This window comes from Flavobacterium sp. ZE23DGlu08, assembly GCF_030505335.1.
Classification (GTDB): domain Bacteria; phylum Bacteroidota; class Bacteroidia; order Flavobacteriales; family Flavobacteriaceae; genus Flavobacterium; species Flavobacterium algoritolerans.
Genome location: NZ_CP130045.1, coordinates 3,801,988 through 3,821,147, shown reverse-complemented (window position 1 = coordinate 3,821,147; position 19,160 = coordinate 3,801,988). Strand labels below are relative to the sequence as shown.

At 35.1% G+C, this 19,160-nt stretch carries 12 protein-coding genes; 7 read left to right on the top strand and 5 right to left on the bottom strand.

Going from position 1 to position 19,160, the window contains the following annotated elements; translation table 11 throughout:
* Positions 1-17: 17 nt before the first annotated feature.
* From recG to Q1W72_RS16665, 6 genes are all read left to right on the top strand, one after another.
* On the top strand, positions 18-2,123 hold the full coding sequence (gene recG / locus Q1W72_RS16690) for an ATP-dependent DNA helicase RecG (protein ID WP_099715447.1): 2,106 nt from the start codon (positions 18-20) through the stop codon (positions 2,121-2,123).
* 294 nt (positions 2,124-2,417) lie between these two features.
* Complete coding sequence (locus Q1W72_RS16685) at positions 2,418-3,476, top strand: efflux RND transporter periplasmic adaptor subunit (protein WP_099715446.1); 1,059 nt, start codon at positions 2,418-2,420, stop codon at positions 3,474-3,476.
* Between the two features lie 68 nt (positions 3,477-3,544).
* Entirely contained in the window at positions 3,545-6,640 is a 3,096-nt protein-coding gene (locus tag Q1W72_RS16680; RefSeq protein WP_099715445.1) for an efflux RND transporter permease subunit, read from the top strand.
* A gap of 87 nt (positions 6,641-6,727) precedes the next feature.
* A complete protein-coding gene (locus Q1W72_RS16675; RefSeq protein WP_302136561.1) occupies positions 6,728-8,041 on the top strand; it encodes a TolC family protein in 1,314 nt (437 codons plus the stop codon).
* Positions 8,042-8,069: 28 nt separating this feature from the next.
* Positions 8,070-8,933, top strand: coding sequence for a bestrophin family protein (locus tag Q1W72_RS16670; protein WP_282712904.1), 864 nt, complete (start codon positions 8,070-8,072; stop codon positions 8,931-8,933).
* A gap of 73 nt (positions 8,934-9,006) precedes the next feature.
* On the top strand, positions 9,007-9,930 hold the full coding sequence (locus tag Q1W72_RS16665) for an AraC family transcriptional regulator (RefSeq protein ID WP_282712903.1): 924 nt from the start codon (positions 9,007-9,009) through the stop codon (positions 9,928-9,930).
* Position 9,931: 1 nt separating this feature from the next.
* Here Q1W72_RS16665 and Q1W72_RS16660 read toward each other — a convergent pair whose 3' ends face one another.
* Complete coding sequence (locus tag Q1W72_RS16660; protein WP_302136558.1) at positions 9,932-10,306, bottom strand: DUF779 domain-containing protein; 375 nt, start codon at positions 10,304-10,306, stop codon at positions 9,932-9,934.
* A 76-nt stretch (positions 10,307-10,382) separates the two neighbouring features.
* Positions 10,383-11,888 carry an aldehyde dehydrogenase family protein gene (locus Q1W72_RS16655; protein WP_099715441.1) on the bottom strand — a complete coding sequence of 502 codons (1,506 nt, stop codon included), beginning with the start codon at positions 11,886-11,888 and terminating at the stop codon, positions 10,383-10,385.
* 265 nt (positions 11,889-12,153) lie between these two features.
* Between Q1W72_RS16655 and pheT the strand changes: the two genes are divergently transcribed.
* Entirely contained in the window at positions 12,154-14,574 is a 2,421-nt protein-coding gene (gene pheT / locus Q1W72_RS16650; protein ID WP_302136556.1) for a phenylalanine--tRNA ligase subunit beta, read from the top strand.
* Between the two features lie 126 nt (positions 14,575-14,700).
* Here the strand turns inward: pheT and Q1W72_RS16645 are convergent, their stop codons facing one another.
* The 3 genes from Q1W72_RS16645 to Q1W72_RS16635 form a co-directional block, all read right to left on the bottom strand.
* Positions 14,701-15,255 (bottom strand): fasciclin domain-containing protein, encoded by a 555-nt coding sequence (locus Q1W72_RS16645; RefSeq protein ID WP_099715439.1) that lies wholly within the window; start codon positions 15,253-15,255, stop codon positions 14,701-14,703.
* 327 nt (positions 15,256-15,582) lie between these two features.
* Positions 15,583-17,358, bottom strand: coding sequence for a 30S ribosomal protein S1 (gene rpsA, locus Q1W72_RS16640; protein WP_099715437.1), 1,776 nt, complete (start codon positions 17,356-17,358; stop codon positions 15,583-15,585).
* Between the two features lie 371 nt (positions 17,359-17,729).
* Positions 17,730-19,106: a nucleoside permease gene (locus Q1W72_RS16635; protein WP_099715436.1), complete on the bottom strand. Its 1,377-nt coding sequence runs from the start codon at positions 19,104-19,106 to the stop codon at positions 17,730-17,732.
* Positions 19,107-19,160 lie beyond the last annotated feature (54 nt).

Below are 19,160 nucleotides of genomic sequence, written 5' to 3'. Positions count from 1 at the left end.
TGTCCAAAAAAAACTAAATGAGCAACCTCCTACTCACTCCCATTGAATACCTCAAAGGCGTTGGTCCCAATCGGGGCGAATTGCTGCGTAAGGAATTGGGGATTTATAAGTACGTGGATTTGGTTAATTTTTTTCCAAACAGATACATTGACAGAACACGGTATTACAAGATTAACGAACTGCAAAACAACATTGCCGAAGTTCAGATTATCGGTAAAATCATCAACATAAAAACAGTAGAATTTGGACGAAACCAAAAACGATTAGTCGCTACTTTTGTGGATGATACAGGTCAAATGGAACTCGTTTGGTTTCAGGGTCACAAATGGATTCGAGAGAGTTTGAAGCTGAATGAAATCTGTGTGATTTTCGGAAAATGTACGTCTTTTGGGAATGCGTTCAATATGGCGCATCCGGAAATTGAATTGATGAGCGAACATGAACAAAGTCTGCGTTCGGCGATGCAACCGGTTTATCCTTCGACAGAAACCTTGACCAATCGTGGGATTTCAAACCGAGTGATTAATAAACTGATGCAACAATTGTTTCTTGAAACGCAAGCATTGTTTACGGAAACCTTACCGGATTATTTAATCAACGAATTGAAGCTGATTCCTAAAAAAGCAGCTTTATTCAACATTCATTTTCCAAAAAGCGCAGACGTTTTGGCGAAAGCCAAATTCCGATTAATATTCGAAGAATTGTTCTTTATTCAGTTGCAATTAATTACTAAAAATCTGATTAGGAAACATAAAATAAAAGGGCATCCGTTCAGTACAGTGGGCGAATATTTCAATGATTTTTATCAGAATCATTTGCCTTTTCAATTGACAAATGCCCAAAAAAGAGTTATCAAAGAAATACGAACCGACATGGGAAGCAACGCCCAAATGAACCGTTTGCTGCAAGGCGATGTAGGTTCCGGAAAAACAATTGTTGCTTTTATGAGCATGCTTTTGGCGCTTGATAATGGTTTTCAAGCGTGCTTAATGGCACCAACGGAAATTTTGGCGAATCAGCATTTTGTTGGTTTATCCGAATTAGCAGAAACGTTAAATATAAATATCAGAATCCTAACGGGTTCCACCAAAATAGCACAACGCAGAATTATCCATGAAGAACTGGAAAACGGAACGTTACACATTCTCATCGGAACGCATGCTTTACTGGAAGATAAAGTAAAATTCAAGAATTTAGGACTGGCTGTAATTGATGAACAACACCGTTTTGGCGTAGAACAACGCTCTAAATTGTGGAAGAAAAATGTGATTCCGCCACACGTTTTGGTGATGACTGCAACGCCTATTCCCAGAACTTTGGCGATGAGTTTGTATGGCGATTTAGACATTTCAGTGATTGATGAATTGCCTCCAGGACGAAAACCAATTCAGACCGTACACCGTTTTGACAGCAACAGATTAAAGGTTTGGAAATTCCTTCGGGACGAAATCGCTTTGGGACGCCAAATCTATATTGTGTATCCGTTAATCCAAGAATCGGAGAAAATGGATTTCAAGGATTTGATGGACGGTTACGAAAGTATTTCCAGAGATTTTCCGTTGCCGCAATATTCAATTTCCATACTTCACGGAAAGATGAAACCGGCGGATAAAGATGCCGAAATGAAACGCTTTTCAGAAGGAAAAACCAATATTATGGTAGCTACAACCGTAATTGAAGTTGGCGTGAATGTTCCGAACGCCAGTGTGATGATTATTGAAAGTGCGGAACGTTTTGGATTATCGCAACTGCATCAGCTTCGCGGTCGCGTGGGTCGTGGCGCGGAACAAAGTTATTGCATCCTGATGACGAGCCATAAATTAAGTTCCGATAGTAAAACCCGAATGGAAACAATGGTGCAAACGAACGATGGTTTCGAAATTGCCGAAGTTGATTTGAAGCTTCGCGGTCCGGGAGATTTAATGGGAACCCAACAAAGTGGCGTACTTAATCTTCAAATTGCCGATTTGGTTCGAGACAGAGATACTTTGGCATTAGCCAGAAATTATGCTTTAAAATTACTTAAGGAAGATGCGGGAATGCAAAAACCGGAGCATACTGCTTTGAGAGCTGTTTTTATCGAAATGACCAAAAAGAAAAACATCTGGAATTATATTAGTTAATTCAATACGTGATGTGCATTTTTTATCTGTTTAAAATTAAGCTACTAAATTTATTTTCTTAAAAAAGGTTTCTTTTTTCAATTCTTGATTAAACCATTTTCATTTTTAGCAGTCTCTACTAATTAGAGGTTGTTATTGCTTGCATTCATTTGTAAATCTTGTATTTTCTAAATGTTAATATTTGTATGTACAAACGTTAAATAAAAATTAACAAGATCATAATTGCCATTTCTAAAACCTAAATTTGTTTTTAACTAAAATTACTGAAACCTAATCCTACATTACTCTATACCTATGAAAATCAAATACCTAGTTTATGCCTTGTTGACCATTGGAATCATTGGATTTATTGGCTACCGAATCACAGAAAACAAAAATAAAAATGCCGATTCGAAAGATCAAAAAGGAAAAGGCAAATCCATGAGCGTTAACGGAATTGTGGCAATCCCACAAACTTTTGACAATAACTTATCCCTTTCAGGTTCAATTGAAGCCAATGAACAAGTAGAAATTCGCAGTGAAGTTTCTGGAATTGTAGAGGCTATTTATTTTCAGGAAGGAAGTAATGTAAGCAAAGGACAGCTACTTTTTAAAGTAAATGATTTAGAATTAAGAGCACAATTGAGACAAACGTCAACCAGAGAAGGATTGGCTTCGGAAAACGAAAGAAGAGCTAAATTGTTATTACAAAAAGAAGCCATCAGTCAGGAAGAATATGATTTGGCCAGAGCCGATTTAAAATCTGCACAAGCACAAAGTCAGTTGATAAAAGCACAAATTGCAAAAACATCGGTTAGAGCACCATTCTCAGGAAGAATCGGATTGCGTTCTATTTCGCCGGGAACCTACATTACACCTACAATTTTGGTAGCGAAACTAGTAAATACAGGAAAATTAAAGATCACTTTTTCAATCCCTGAAAAATACGCCAGTCAAGTAAAAACGAATACCTATATCACTTTTACCGTTTCGGGTTCTACTGAAAAATATACCGCTAAAGTATATGCTATTGAACCAGAAGTTGCCGTAGCGACCAGAACATTACAAGTTCGTGCGATTGCCGAAAATAAAAACGGAAAATTATTACCGGGAACATTTGCTGATGTCGAATTGCCTTTGGACATCATAAAAGATGCCATCGTTGTACCTACAGAAGCTATTATTCCGGTGCAAAACGGTAAAAAAGTTTTCATCTCCAGCAATGGTCAAGCCAAAGAAGTGATGATAGAAACTGCCACAAGAACGGATGCTTCTATTTTAGTACTTTCGGGTTTGAAAGCAGGTGATACCATTATTACCAGTGGTGTTATGTCTCTAAAAAATGAAACTCCGGTGACCGTTAAAATTAAATAGATTGAGATATTAGATTCCTTCAGAGCCATCTACAATCTAAAATCAGCAATCAAAAATCTAAAATCTAAATGAGTTTATCTACAACAAGTATTAGAAGACCCGTATTTACAATAGTAATCAATTTATCCATCGTATTGTTTGGAATCATTGGCTACACCTTCCTGGGCGTTCGAGAATTTCCATCGATTGATCCTGCACAAGTTTCCATCAGTACTCGATATGCCGGCGCAAATGCTGATATTATTGAGTCACAAATTACAGAACCGTTAGAAAAAGCAATCAATTCCATTGATGGGATTAGAAATGTCACTTCTTCGAGTGCGCAAGGAAGCAGTAACATCACCATCGAGTTTAATCTGGACAAAGATCTGGAAGAAGCCGCAAATGATGTGCGAGATAAAGTTTCTCAAGCCGTTAGAAACCTTCCACAAGATATCGACTCTCCGCCTGTAGTTTCTAAGGCTGATGCCAATGGTGAGGCAATTATTTCAATGACAGTTCAAAGTGATACGAGAAACGCATTAGAATTAAGCGATTACGCCGAAAATGTAATTTCACAACGTCTAGAAACGATTCCCGGTGTGAGTGGTGTCCAAATTTGGGGACAAAAAAGATACGCAATGCGTCTGTGGATTGATCCCATAAAACTAGCTGCTTATGGTTGCACCGTTTCTGAAGTGAGAGATGCATTGAACAAACAAAATGTAGAATTGCCTTCTGGAAAACTAACTGGAGACAATACCGAATTGACGGTAAAAACAGTGGGAAACCTTTCTACAGCTGAAGAATTTAACAATATTATTATTCGTACCGAAGGGGAAAAAGTAGTTCGTTTTAGCGATGTGGGATTAGCAAGTCTTGGACCAGAAAATACGGAAACCAAAATGACGCAATCAGGTACGCCCTTAGTTGGTGTTGCTATCGTACCACTTCCAGGAGCTAATTATTTGGATATTTCTACTGCTTTCTACAAAGAATTCGAACGTTTAAAAAAGGATTTACCAAAAGATATTAAACTTAATATTGCCATTGACAATACTATTTTTGTAAAAAAATCAGTTATCGAAGTTGCTGAAACATTGGGAATTTCAATAATTCTGGTGATTTTGATTATCTATTTATTCTTTAGGGATTGGGCGATTGCCTTTAGACCATTGATTGATATTCCAGTTTCGTTGATTGCTACTTTCTTTATCATGTGGCTTTTCGGGTTTTCCATTAATGTATTGACTTTATTGGCTATCGTTTTGGCAACAGGATTGGTGGTCGATGATGGAATTGTAGTCACCGAGAATATTTTCAAAAAAGTAGAAGAAGGAATGACGCCTATCGAGGCTGCTATCAAAGGATCTAACGAAATATTCTTTGCGGTAATTTCGATTTCGATAACCTTAGCAGCGGTATTTCTTCCTGTGATTTTCCTCGAAGGATTTGTCGGGCGATTGTTTAGGGAATTTGGCGTCGTCATAGGTGCTGCGGTATTAATTTCAGCTTTTGTATCGTTGACATTAACACCAATGTTAAACGCCTATTTAATGAAAGGCGGCGAACAAAAAAAATCAAAATTCTACATTCGTACAGAACCTTATTTCCAAAAACTAAACAGTGGTTACGCCAGTGCATTAGACCGTTTTATGAAGAAAAAATGGTTGAGTTTCCCTATTTTGATTGCTTGTTTTGGATTAATTTATTTGTTTTTCAACCTTTTGCAAAAAGAAACCGCACCTTATGATGACCGTAGTGGTTTTGTATTGCGTATGTCTACACCCGAAGGTTCTTCTTATGAATATACAGATCGCTTTATGCAGGAAGTATCTCAATTAGTGGATGACTCGATTCCCGGTAAAAAAGTAGCCTTAGTTATTACGTCTCCTGGTTTTGGATCTTCATCCGTAAATAGTGGTTTTATTCGGGTATCATTGGTTCAACCTGATGAAAGAAAAGATTCTCAAAAAGAAATTGCAGAGAAATTAACCAAATGGACCAAACAATATCCAGATGCAAAAACGTCCGTAATTGAGCAACCAACAATTGCCGTAAACAGACGCGGTGGATTGCCGATTCAATACATCATTCAAGCGCCAAACTTTAAAAAACTAGAAGAAAAAATTCCTGTTTTTATGGATGAAGTAGCTAAGAACCCAACTTTTGCGGTTAGTGATGTCAATTTAAAATTCAACAAACCAGAAGTTAATGTAACCATTGACAGAGAAAAAGCCGAAAGTTTAGGAATTTCAGTTATTGATATTGCGCAAACCTTACAGCTTTCCTTAAGCGGACAACGTTTTGGTTATTTCATGAGAAATGGAAAACAGTATCAGGTTATTGGACAATTTGACCAAAAAGACCGTTCGAAACCATTGGATTTGACATCAATGTATGTCAAAAATAATTTGGGACAATTAATCCAAATGGACAATGTGGTAACTATTGAAGAAAAAAGTAATCCGCCACAATTGTACCACAACAATCGTTACATGGCCGCTACTGTTTCTGCAGGTCTCGCTCCAGGCAAGAGTATCAGCGATGGAATTGATGCGATGAACGAAATTAAAGCTAAAGTTCTTGACGATACCTTTACCACAGATTTAGGTGGAGAATCCAGAGATTTTGTTGAAAGTAGTTCGAATACTGCTTTTGCATTCGGATTGGCTTTGGTATTAATATTTTTGATTTTAGCGGCACAATTTGAAAGCTTTATTGATCCTTTTATTATTATTTTAACCGTTCCAATGGCAGTTGCAGGAGCACTATTCTCATTATGGTTGTTTGACCAGACTTGGAATATTTTCAGCCAAATTGGAACTGTAATGCTTATTGGTTTGGTAACCAAGAACGGAATCTTAATTGTCGAATTTGCGAATCAGCTTCGAGAACAAGGGAAACCAAAAATGGAAGCTATTTTAGAAGCTTCGGAAGCGAGATTACGACCTATTTTAATGACAAGTTTGGCTATTTCATTAGGAGCATTACCAATTGCTATGTCACTTGGAGCAGCTTCAACCAGTAGAATTGGGATGGGAGTTGTAATTGTTGGAGGAACTATTTTCTCTTTGGTTTTAACGTTATTCGTTATTCCTGCAATGTATTTAATGTGGTCTAAAGCCAGAAAACATTATCCTGAGTTTGATCATATTGAAGAATATGAAAAAGAAGTTAAATAATTTGAATGGAACGCTGATGACGCGAATTAAATAGATTTATCTAATTTTCATATAAAACTCATTGATTCGTGGCTAAAAAATATAATTATGACACATACTAAAATACTATTTCAGAGCTTTATACTACTCTTATTTTGTGTAGTTAAAACCAATGCGCAAGAAGTTTTGACATTGGAAAGCGCAGTAAAAATTGCATTGGAAAACAATTACGAAATAAAAATTGCCACCAACAATTTAACCATTGAAAAAACAAATGTAGCCATTGGAAATGCAGGAATGTTGCCCACAGTTACTGCAACTGTTGTGGATAACAACAGCATTCAGAATAGTTCACAAACGCGTCAGGACGGAACAGAAACCGAATTAGACAATGCTAAAAACAATAGTTTAACGTATGGTGTCGGATTGGATTGGACTATTTTTGATGGAATGCGAATGTTTGCCAGACTGGATCAGTTGAAAGAATTGCAAAAATTAGGTGAAGCACAACTAAAACTGACTGTAATCACACGAATCAGCGACGTGAATGCTGCATATTATAATTTGGTTCAACAACAGCAGCAATTGGCCGCTTTGGATTCTACAATTGTTATTTCAAACCAGCGATTGACTTTGGCACAAAACAGGTTTACCATTGGAAAAGCCTCTAAATTAGAAGTTTTGAATGCTCAAGTAGATTTGAATACCGATCAGGTTGCATTGTTAAGACAAAAAGAATTGTACGCTAATAGCAAGATTTTATTAAACCAACTATTGGCCAGAGATGTTGCCACTGATTTCAAAGTAATTGATCAACTTCAAGTAGATGGATTATTATTACTGCCGGAACTTACTGCTTTAGCTGAAAAACAAAACCCACAATTAGAAGCCCAAATCATCAATAAAAGAGTAGCTGAATTAGAATTAAAACAAATTAAAGCGGCACGTTATCCTACTGTTCGAGTAAATACCGCCTACAATTTTTCAGAAAGTCAATCGAGTCTTGGGTTTGTGGCACAAGCACAATCCAGAGGTTTGAACTATGGTTTTAGTGCTTCCTTAAATATATTTGATGGTTTTGCACAGCACCGAAATGAAAAAATTGCCAAAATTCAAATTGAAAATTCTAAATTAAATATAGATCAGCAAAATTTAGCTTTAAACTCACAATTAGCTACTTCCTATCAAACGTATTTAACTAATTTAGAATTGATTGCTTTAGAAGAAAAAAATGAATCGATTGCGAAACAAAATCTAAATATTACTTTAGACAAATTCAGAATTGGGACGATAACTACTTTAGAATTCAGAACCGCTCAATTGAATTATGTGAATGCCAAAGTGCGTTACAGCAATGCACAATTTCAAGGAAAATTATCTGAAATTGCGCTTCGAGAATTAGCAGGAAATCTTAATTTTTAATTTACTTTTGCTAAAAATAGTATCTTAAATGGTTTCATATAATACAAAAGACTGGTTTACTTTTATTTTTCGTTTCCACAAAGCGGACACTTTTAGAACACTAATGCCAATAATGCTCGCTATTGGAATTTATTCTGGAGTTATCGGTTATTTAGAGGTTGAATATTGGAAATTAGCTGACAACAGTTATGTAAAGAATATCACAATCATGCACGGAATGCTTGGTTTCGTGATTTCATTATTGCTAGTTTTCAGAACCAATACTGCCTATGACCGTTGGTGGGAAGGACGCAAAATGTGGGGTGCTTTAGTAAACAACAGTCGTAATTTTGCCATTAAATTATCGGCAATATTGCACGATGAAAAAGATCGTAAATACTTCCGAAAAATGATTCCCGGTTATGCTTCCATTTTGCATAAACATTTGAATGATAATGATACCAGCAAACAATTGTTTGAAGATGTCGATTTAGAAATAGATCATCACAAGCACAAACCCAATCAAGTAGCTAAAATGTTATTTCAGAAGATTAATGATTTATACGATTCCAAAAAAATAACTGGTGATCAACTGATTATTTTAAACGAAGAAGTAAAATCATTTACTGATATTTGTGGTGCTTGCGAACGAATCAAAAACACGCCTATTCCCTACTCCTACAGTGCTTTCCTTAAAAAATTCATCTTCTTTTATGTCATGACACTGCCTTTTGGATATTCCTTTAGTTTGGGTTATTATGTTGTTCCTGTTGTGGTATTTATTTTTTATGTTTTGGCAAGTTTAGAGCTAATTGCTGAGGAAATTGAAGATCCTTTTGGAAGCGATGAGAATGATTTACCAACTCATAAAATTGCGGAGAACATCAAAAAACATGTGGAAGAATTAATTTAAATTTTGTTAAACAGTGTTCCGGTTCTAATTATTTTCATTAAATTTAAGCTTTGCCTTTTTAAAGTTTAAAACTATGAATAGTAACCGCGCTTTTATAAATCCACCGCATTTATCAAACGAGAAATCGTTAAAAACATTAGTTGAAAACAGAACCGTTTACTCTTTAAACCATTGTGAACTGAACCTTTTTGAAACGTATGAATCTTCAGCATTAGTTCCTTTGAAATTTAATGATTTGGTGGTTACAAGTATGTTGCGAGGCAAAAAAATAATGCATCTTTTTGACGATCCAAGTTTTGTCTATTTACCGGGTGAAACTGTTGTGATTCCTTCGAATGTGGAAATGAAAATCGATTTTCCGGAAGCTTCAAAAAACAATCCTACACAGTGTTTGGCTTTGGCGATAGACCAAACTAAAATTACCGATACCTTACAGTTTTTAAACGAACGCTACCCAAAAGAAGGAAAAGACCAATTCTGGCAATTGAATTACCAAAATTATTTCTTTTATAACAATGTGGAATTGGCAACGACGATTAATAAATTGATTAAAGAATGCATGAGCACGTCAATTACTAAAGATGCTTTAGCCGATTTGACTTTGCAGGAATTATTAATTCGAATTATTCAGACACAAACTGCAAAAGCAATAGATGACGGTTTATTTGCCGATCCAAAAAATCCTATTACACAAGTCGTAGAATTCATCCGATTGAATTTGAAGGAAAATATAAGCATGAAACATCTGAGCGAGAAAGCCTGTATGAGTACAACTTCTTTCTATCGTTTTTTCAAAAGAGAATTAGGCATGAGCCCCATAGAATTTGTGATTAGCGAAAAAATGAAATGCGCCAAACAGTTGCTGAAAAATCCTTCGATACAAATCAATGAGGTTTGTTACTTATCAGGATTTGAAGATTGTAATTACTTCATTCGTTTGTTTAAAAAACATGAAGGAATTACACCAAAACAATATCAATTACTGTATGTAAACTAGATTATTTAATAAATGTCACTGGTTCAAGCGATAATTCTTCTTCCGGAGTAAAAATTCTATATTCAATTCTGAATGTTTTTTTCAATGGCGTTTCTAAGGAAAATCCTCCCACTCCAAACGCATCAATTACATCCAAAGTAAAATGAGCATGTTTCCAATATTCGAATAAATCTTTATCAACCCAAAATTCAGTTTCTTCAATTGTACCAATACATACATCACCCATTCGCTGATAAAATCCGCCTTTTTCAAAACATTGTGGCTGCGTTCCCTCGCAACATCCTCCTGCTTGATAGAACATCAAATCACCGTGTTTTTCCTTTAGGATCTTGATTAATTCTATTGCTTTTTCTGTGGCATCAATTCTTTTTATCATTTTTTTTAATTTAAAATAAAACCTGACAAATTATACAATCTGCCAGGTTTATGATTAACCAATAATCAGTAATTAACTAAAAGAAACCTAATTTCTTTTTGTCATAAGAAATCAGCATGTTTTTTGTCTGACGATAGTGTCCAAGCATCATTTTATGGTTTTCACGACCAATACCCGATTGTTTATAACCTCCAAAAGGAGCTCCCGCAGGATAAGAATGATACTGATTAATCCAAACACGACCTGCTTGAATCGCTCTTGGAACCTGATAAATTTCGTGTGCATCACGTGTCCAAAGTCCGGCTCCCAGACCATACATCGTATCATTTGCAATAGCAATAGCTTCTTCAGTAGTTTTGAAAGTGGTAACTGCTAAAACCGGTCCAAAAATCTCTTCTTGAAAAATACGCATTTTATTGTGTCCTTTGAAAAGCGTTGGTTTGATATAATAACCTCCGGCTAAATTTCCTTCCAAATGATTTTCTTCGCCTCCAATTAAAACTTCCGCACCTTCTTCTTTTCCTAATTTAATATAAGTCAGAATTTTTTCTTTTTGAACCAAAGAAGCCTGCGCTCCCATCATAGTGGTTCTGTCTAAAGGATTTCCCAATTTGATTGCAGCTGTTCTTTCAATTACTCGCGCGATGAATTTATCATAAATATCTTCGTGAACTAATAATCTGGACGGACAAGTACAAATTTCTCCTTGATTCAAAGCAAACATTACCGCACCTTCAATTGCTTTGTCAAAGAAATCATCATCAGCATCACCAACGGACTTCATGAAAATATTTGGGGATTTTCCTCCAAGTTCTAAAGTTACCGGAATAATATTTTCAGTAGCATATTGCATCACTAAACGACCGGTTGTTGTAGAACCTGTAAAAGCTGCCTTTGACACTTTTTTATTGGTTACCAAAGCTCTTCCAAGTTCAGCACCAAAACCATTAACAATATTTATAACTCCTGGAGGCAAAATATCACCAATCAATTCCATCAAAACCATAATGGAGATTGGCGTACTTTCTGCTGGTTTTAAAACTACGGTATTTCCTGCCGCTAATGCTGGCGCCAGTTTCCAAACAGCCATTAAAATAGGAAAATTCCAAGGAATAATTTGAGCAATTACGCCCAAAGGTTCGCTTAAAGCGATGGAAACAGTTTGCGAATCCAATTCGGCGATGGAACTTTCCTCAGCACGAATTACACCTGCAAAATATCTGAAGTGATCAATTGCCAAAGGCATATCGGCAGCTAAAGTTTCACGAATGGCTTTTCCGTTGTCAATAGTTTCCACAGTTGCAAGATATTCTAGGTTATCTTCCATAACCTGAGCAATTTTATTCAATAAATTACTGCGTTCCGTAACAGATGTTTTTCCCCACGTCTGGAAAGCTTCATACGCAGTATCAACAGCTAAATCTAAATCTACTTTAGTGGAATGCGCAGCTCTTGTAAATACTTTCCCGTCAACCGGAGAAACCACGTCAAAATACTGCCCACCTATTGGAGCAACAAATTTGCCACCTATATAATTATCATATGTTGCCTTAAAATCAGGTCTTTTTACCACGTTATCCATGTCGTTATCTTTTTATGTTTTATCAAATATACCCTCATCCTTATTCTTAGAATAGCACAATTCATTCAACTAATAGCATTAAATTTTCATATTAGTTTTTTTAACCTAAATTTATTATTTAATTCATATTTATTTACAACTAATAGTATTGAATTCTTATTTTAAATTCTTACTTAATACACCAAATCAGTTATAAAAAACCAAAAAAATTGTTTCTTTCTCCAAACTGCAATCCTTATATTTGCATTCTCATTAAAATTGACAGATGAAAATATCTTACAACTGGTTAAAACAATTCATTAAAATAGACTGGAAATCCGAAGAAACTGCAGCACTACTTACCGATTTAGGTCTGGAAGTAGAGATTGTTGACAAATACCAATCGGTAAAAGGCGGATTAGAAGGCATTGTTGTGGGACATGTTCTTACCTGTATCCAACATCCTGATGCCGACAGATTAAAAATAACTACCGTAGATTTAGGAAATGGCGTTCCTGTACAGATTGTTTGCGGCGCCAGTAATGTTGCTGCGGGACAAAAAGTACCAGTTGCCACAATTGGAACTACATTATACGATAAGGAAGGTGTTGCTTTTTCAATCAAAAAAGGAAAAATTCGCGGACAGGAAAGCCACGGAATGATTTGTGCCGAAGATGAATTAGGTCTTGGTGAAAGCCATGATGGAATTATGATATTGGACGATGCATTAATGCCTGGAACTCCTGCTGCAACGGTTTTCAAAATTGAAAATGACGAAGTTTTCGAAATTGGTTTAACACCCAATCGTGCCGATGCAATGAGTCATTTAGGGACTGCACGTGATTTGAGAGCAGGAATGTTGCAAAGCGGTGTAAACGTAGAATTGATTACACCATCAGTGAGCAATTTCAGAGTGGATAAAAGAACTTTGAAAATTGATATTGACGTAAAAGAACCTAAACTAGCTCCAAGATATTGCGGAGTGACAATTTCAGGCATTGAAGTAAAACCTTCACCAGCTTGGTTGCAAAACAGATTGAAAGCTATTGGATTGAATCCAAAAAACAATATTGTCGATGTAACTAATTACGTTTTGCACGAATTAGGTCAGCCGCTTCACGCCTTTGACGCTTCAAAAGTTAACGGTAAAATAGTAGTTCAAACACTTCCTGCGGGAACAAAATTTACTACACTTGACGATATTGAAAGAACTTTACACGAAGAGGATTTAATGATTTGTGACGAGAAAGGACCTTTGTGTATTGCAGGAGTTTTTGGCGGAAAAAAATCTGGAGTTTCAGAAAGCACCAATTCTATATTTTTAGAAAGTGCTTATTTCAATCCGGTAAGCATTCGTAAAACTGCCAAAAGACATCAATTAAACACTGATGCTTCTTTCCGTTTTGAAAGAGGAATTGACCCAACTATTACTGAATACGCATTGAAACGTGCAGCTTTATTAATTCAAGAGGTTGCCGGCGGAGAAATAACATCAGATGTTGTTAATGTGTACCCAAAGAAAATTGAAGACTTTTCTGTGTTTTTAAACTTCAGTAAAGTAGCTAAAATTATTGGACAGGAATTACCGAAAGACACTATTAAGAAAATATTAGTTTCATTGGACATTAAAGTAAACAGCGTTTCAGATGCAGGATTAGGATTGACTATTCCTTCTTACCGCGTTGACGTTCAGAGAGAAATAGATGTTATTGAAGAAATTTTGAGAGTATATGGATACAACAACATTGATTTTTCTAAAAAACTAAATGCCACGGTTTCTAATTCTCCAAGAAATGAAGACTACAAAATACAAAATGTGATTGCTACGCAGTTAAATTCTCAAGGATTTAATGAAATGATGGCAAACTCATTGACTACTGCGTCTTATGTTGAACTTTCAGAAGTTTTGAATCCAGCAAACAATGTGACAATGTTAAATCCGTTAAGTGCAGATTTAGCTACCATGCGTCAATCTTTGTTGTTTTCCGGACTAGAAGCAATCTCATATAATATCAATCGCAAAAATGCTGATTTGAAATTATTTGAATTTGGAAAAACGTACCATAACTATCTTGCCGGTTACGAAGAGAAAAAGCATTTGACTTTATTCCTTTCCGGAAATAGAAATCAAGAAAATTGGACTAGCGCTCAAAAACCATCTGATTTCTTTTTATTCAAAGGATATGTGAATGGAATCCTTTCCAGATTAGGCATTCAAAAAACACAAAATGTACCTGTAACTTCGGATGTGTTTTCTGAGGGGATTGCTATTAGCGTTGGAACCGAAATACTGGTAGAATTAGGAGTAGTTAAAAAATCAATATTAAAACATTTCGGAATCAAACAAGAAGTATTTTTTGCAGATTTTAACTGGGCTTTGATTTTGAAATTGATTTCAACTAAGATAAAATATACTGAGATTCCTAAATACCCTGAAGTTCGTAGAGATTTAGCGTTGCTAATTGATCAAAACGTAACCTATGACAGCATTTACAATATTGCACGCCAAACAGAGAAAGCACTCTTAAAAGACATTAATTTATTTGATGTGTATGAAGGGAAAAATCTTCCTGAAGGCAAAAAATCATACGCGCTAAGTTTTACTATTCAAGACAGTTCTAAAACTCTGACCGATACGCAAATTGATAAAATTATGAGCAAACTGCAAAATAATTTTGAAACTGAACTTGGAGCCAGCTTACGATAATAGCTCTTTTTACATACTATAAAATCCCAATTCTAAATTTTAGATTTGGGATTTTTTTTATACAAAAAAGCCCCGCAAGTTGCAGGGCTCTTAAGACTAACAAAATATCAACCTCTAATCCAAAAATTATTGTTTAGGCAATACAACAGCGTCAATCACGTGAATCACACCATTTGATTGATTAACATCTGCAATTGTTACCTTAGCTTTATTCATATTCTCATCTGTAATGTATAAATCTTTTCCTTGCATCCAAGCTGTCAAAGTTCCACCACTTACTGTTTTCATTGTAGCTTTTCCATTACCCATTTTAATAGCTTTTGCTATATCCGAAGCGTTCATTTTTCCTGCAACAACATGATATGTAAGGATTGTTTGCAATGTTTTTAAGTTTTCTGGTTTTAATAATGTGGTTACAGTTCCAGCAGGCAATTTGTCAAACGCGGCATTTGTTGGGGCAAAAACGGTGAATGGTCCTTTACTTTGTAATGTTTCAACTAATCCGGCTGCTGTTACTGCTGCAACTAAAGTTGTATGATCTTTTGAATTAACAGCATTCTCAACAATATTTTTAGATGGATACATGGCAGCTCCACCAACCATAACTGTTTTTTGAGCGAATGAAGTTGCTCCTAATACTACTGTAAATAATGCAATGGATAAAAATTTTCTAGTTTTCATAAAATCTATTTTTTAAGTTATATAATTTCATTTACGGTGTTTAATTGTGTTTGGTTTTAAAAAATGAAATTATTTTTAAAAATTTAATTTTTCTGAATGAGATGAAATTGACATTAGTTCTAATTAGCCCCGATGGCAGCAAGTATCCTTTTTATTGTGTTATACAAAAGTTGATTTTAAAAATAGGTTTTCTGCACAATAAAAAGATACTGCGTACAGCGGGAGGATTGTGGATTGCGAATTCAACTGCACTGCTCCTAAAAAATAAAGCACAAAAAAAAGCCCCGCAAATTGCGGGGCTTTCTATATTCAAAAAATTTCAAGAAATTATTTTTTCTCTGATTTTTCCATTTTAGCTTTCAATGCAGCTAACATATCATTGTTATCACCTAAAGTTGCAGCTGGTGCATTTGTAGATGAAGATGAAGTGTTTTCAGAAACTGCTTTCACATTTTTCTCTTCTTCTTCACGGAAGATAGCAGTGTGAGATGCAACTACTCTTTTGAATTCTTTATTGAATTCGATTACTTTGAAATCAGCTGAATCACCTTTTTTCAATTTCTTTCCGTCTTCTTTTTCAAGGTGACGTGTAGGAATGAAAGCAACGATATCATCTCCGAATTCTACAGTAGCTCCTTTGTCAACGATTTCAGAAATTTCACCTGTGTGGATAGTTCCAACTGCGAAAGAATCTTCATACTGATCCCAAGGATTAGCAGTAGTTTGTTTGTGACCTAAAGATAATTTACGTCCTTCAACATCTAATTCTAATACTACAACGTCAAGTTTTTCACCAACGTTTACAAATTCAGATGGGTGTTTGATTTTCTTAGTCCAAGATAAGTCAGAGATGTAAATTAATCCATCAATTCCTTCTTCTAATTCTACGAAAATTCCAAAGTTTGTAAAGTTTCTAACGATACCTGTATGTTTAGAACCTACTGGGTATTTAGCAGTGATATCAGTCCAAGGATCTTGAGACAATTGTTTGATACCTAATGACATTTTACGGTCATCTCTGTCTAATGTTAAGATAACTGCTTCAACAACATCACCTACTTTTACGAAATCTTGAGCAGAACGTAAATGAGTAGACCAAGACATTTCAGAAACGTGGATTAAACCTTCAACACCTTCAGCAACTTCAATAAATGCACCGTAATCAGCGATTACAACTACTTTACCTTTTACTTTATCACCAATTTTTAAGTTAGCATCTAAAGCGTCCCATGGGTGAGCGTTCAATTGTTTCAATCCTAATTGTATTCTTGTTTTTTCGTCATCGAAATCAAGGATTACAACGTTTAATTTTTGATCTAATTCAAGAACTTCAGATGGGTGGTTGATTCTAGACCAAGAAAGGTCAGTAATGTGAATCAATCCATCAACACCACCTAAGTCAATAAAGACACCATAAGAAGTAATGTTTTTAACAACACCTTCTAATACTTGTCCTTTTTGTAATTGACCGATGATTTCTTTTTTCTGGATTTCGATATCCGCTTCAATAAGCGCTTTATGAGAAACAACAACATTTTTGAATTCGTGGTTGATTTTTACCACTTTGAATTCCATCATTTTGTTTACATATACATCGTAGTCTCTAATTGGTTTAACATCAATTTGAGATCCTGGTAAGAAAGCTTCAATTCCGAAAACGTCAACGATCATACCACCTTTAGTTCTGCATTTTACAAAACCATTAACGATTTCTCCTGTTTCGTTAGCCGAAATAACTCTATCCCATGATTTGATAGTACGTGCTTTTCTGTGAGATAATACTAATTGACCAGTTTTATCCTCACGGATGTCAATTAATACTTCAACAGTATCACCTACTTTTAATGCTGGGTTGTAACGGAATTCGTTTAATGAAATAACACCTTCCGATTTTGCGTTGATATCAACGATAACGTCTCTATCTGTAATTCTAACAACTACACCATCTACAACTTCTTCTTGATCAGTAGCGATAAATGTTTTTGAAACTAGTTCTTCGAATTCTAATAAGTTTTTCTCATCAACAGCATCAATACCTTCTTCGAAATTGTGCCAGTTAAAATTTGCTAAAAACTCTTCTTGTGATTTTAATTGTTCAGACATGCTGATTAAAAATTTGTATTCTGTATTTTCTCGAGTTTCTTAATGTGCTAGAAAACAACAGAAGTTGTTTGTATAATTAGTTGAACCCTAAAGGAAACTCTTATTCACCAAAAGGACTGCAAAAGTAACACATTTATCTTAAACAGCAAAATTTTACAGACAAGATAATCGATTGATAATCAGGAGCGAATTAATTGGCTTTTTTGCAAGCAAAGTTCCCGCTCTCGCCTTTATCTCTCCTCTCGTCCCAAAAGACGAGATGCGAGGATATCAGCTCCATCGGGGCTAGATAGGTTTTATCCTGATTTTTCAGTATAAAAAAACCCGATATCGTATAAAAATATCGGGTTCTATATTATTTCAATCCTGTTTTAGTGACTTACATTTTCAACATCCATAGGATTGTGTTTGTGCTTGAATAAAACTGCAAATGCAACGGCAATTATCAATGCGTAAATTGCAAAAGCCAGCCAAATTGTATGCCAGTCTTTCATAAAAATTACTTTACTAAACAATCCATCGGCAGTAATTGAATTCCCTTGACCGGTAACAAATTCCAACATTTTTGGATTAGTCGTTTCTGTTTCCAAGAAACCAGCCAAATCAGTAGTATTATTAAATGATTTTGTAAAATATTTATCAATAGCCCATCCCGAAGTAAAACTTCCTAAAACTGCTCCAAAACCATTGGTCATCATCATAAACAAACCTTGTGCTGAGGAACGATTTTTAGGGTCTGTATTCGTTTCAACAAATAATGACCCTGAGATATTAAAGAAATCAAATGCCATTCCGTAAACCACACAAGACATAATAATCATCCATAAACCACTTGTTGGATTTCCGTAAGCAAACAATCCAAAACGCAATACCCAAGCAAGCATACTAATCAACATAACTTGTTTGATACCAAAACGTCTTAAAAAAAAAGGAATCGCAAGAATAAATAAGGTTTCCGAAATTTGAGAAATTGACATTATTATGGTCGAATATTCTACAACAAATGAATCAGCATATTTTGGAAAATGTTTGAACTCATCTAAGAAAACATCTCCATAGGCATTTGTCAACTGTAAAGCGCCTCCTAAAAACATTGAGAAAACAAAAAACAAAGCCATCTTATAATCAGCAAATAATTTAAACGATTCTAACCCTAATGTTTCCATGATAGAAGCATTTTCTTTAGACAAACGTTGCGGTTTACACTTTGGCAAAGTGAAGGAATAAATCCCTAGAAATACTGCCGCTAAACCTGCTATATAAAACTGATATTCTGTTGATTTGTTTCCCGTTAAATTAGTAATCCACATCGCAACAATAAAACCTATTGTTCCCCAAACCCGAATAGGTGGAAAATTTTTAATAATATCTTTATTGTTTAATTTGAGGGCATTATACGATATAGAGTTGCTCAAAGCAATCGTTGGCATATAAAAACACATCGCCAAAAGCATAATATAAATAAAAGAATTTGGAGTGGTAACTTGAGGAATATAGAATAAAACCGCAGCATATAAAATATGTAGCGTTCCATATAATTTTTCAGCATTTATCCATCTGTCAGCGATAATCCCAGTTAGTGTTGGCATAAATAAAGAAGCAATTCCCATAGTCCCAAAAACCAACCCAAATTGAGTTCCTTCCCAGTTTTTTGTGCCAAACCAGTAATTTGCAATGGTAATCAGCCAAGCTCCCCAAACAAAAAACTGAAGAAAGCTCATTATTACCAATCTATTTTTAATTCCCATGAGATGAATTGTTTTTTATTTTTAAAAATTAACAAGGCGTAAATCTACTATTAA

What these genes read in the sequence shown, in the direction of transcription:
- recG (WP_099715447.1), top strand. Translation starts at nt 18, where the DNA reads ATGAGCAACCTCCTACTCACTCCCATTGAATACCTCAAAGGCGTTGGT.
- Q1W72_RS16685 (WP_099715446.1), top strand. Translation starts at nt 2,418, where the DNA reads ATGAAAATCAAATACCTAGTTTATGCCTTGTTGACCATTGGAATCATT.
- Q1W72_RS16680 (WP_099715445.1), top strand. Translation starts at nt 3,545, where the DNA reads ATGAGTTTATCTACAACAAGTATTAGAAGACCCGTATTTACAATAGTA.
- Q1W72_RS16675 (WP_302136561.1), top strand. Translation starts at nt 6,728, where the DNA reads ATGACACATACTAAAATACTATTTCAGAGCTTTATACTACTCTTATTT.
- Q1W72_RS16670 (WP_282712904.1), top strand. Translation starts at nt 8,070, where the DNA reads ATGGTTTCATATAATACAAAAGACTGGTTTACTTTTATTTTTCGTTTC.
- Q1W72_RS16665 (WP_282712903.1), top strand. Translation starts at nt 9,007, where the DNA reads ATGAATAGTAACCGCGCTTTTATAAATCCACCGCATTTATCAAACGAG.
- Q1W72_RS16660 (WP_302136558.1), bottom strand. Translation starts at nt 10,306, where the DNA reads ATGATAAAAAGAATTGATGCCACAGAAAAAGCAATAGAATTAATCAAG.
- Q1W72_RS16655 (WP_099715441.1), bottom strand. Translation starts at nt 11,888, where the DNA reads ATGGATAACGTGGTAAAAAGACCTGATTTTAAGGCAACATATGATAAT.
- pheT (WP_302136556.1), top strand. Translation starts at nt 12,154, where the DNA reads ATGAAAATATCTTACAACTGGTTAAAACAATTCATTAAAATAGACTGG.
- Q1W72_RS16645 (WP_099715439.1), bottom strand. Translation starts at nt 15,255, where the DNA reads ATGAAAACTAGAAAATTTTTATCCATTGCATTATTTACAGTAGTATTA.
- rpsA (WP_099715437.1), bottom strand. Translation starts at nt 17,358, where the DNA reads ATGTCTGAACAATTAAAATCACAAGAAGAGTTTTTAGCAAATTTTAAC.
- Q1W72_RS16635 (WP_099715436.1), bottom strand. Translation starts at nt 19,106, where the DNA reads ATGGGAATTAAAAATAGATTGGTAATAATGAGCTTTCTTCAGTTTTTT.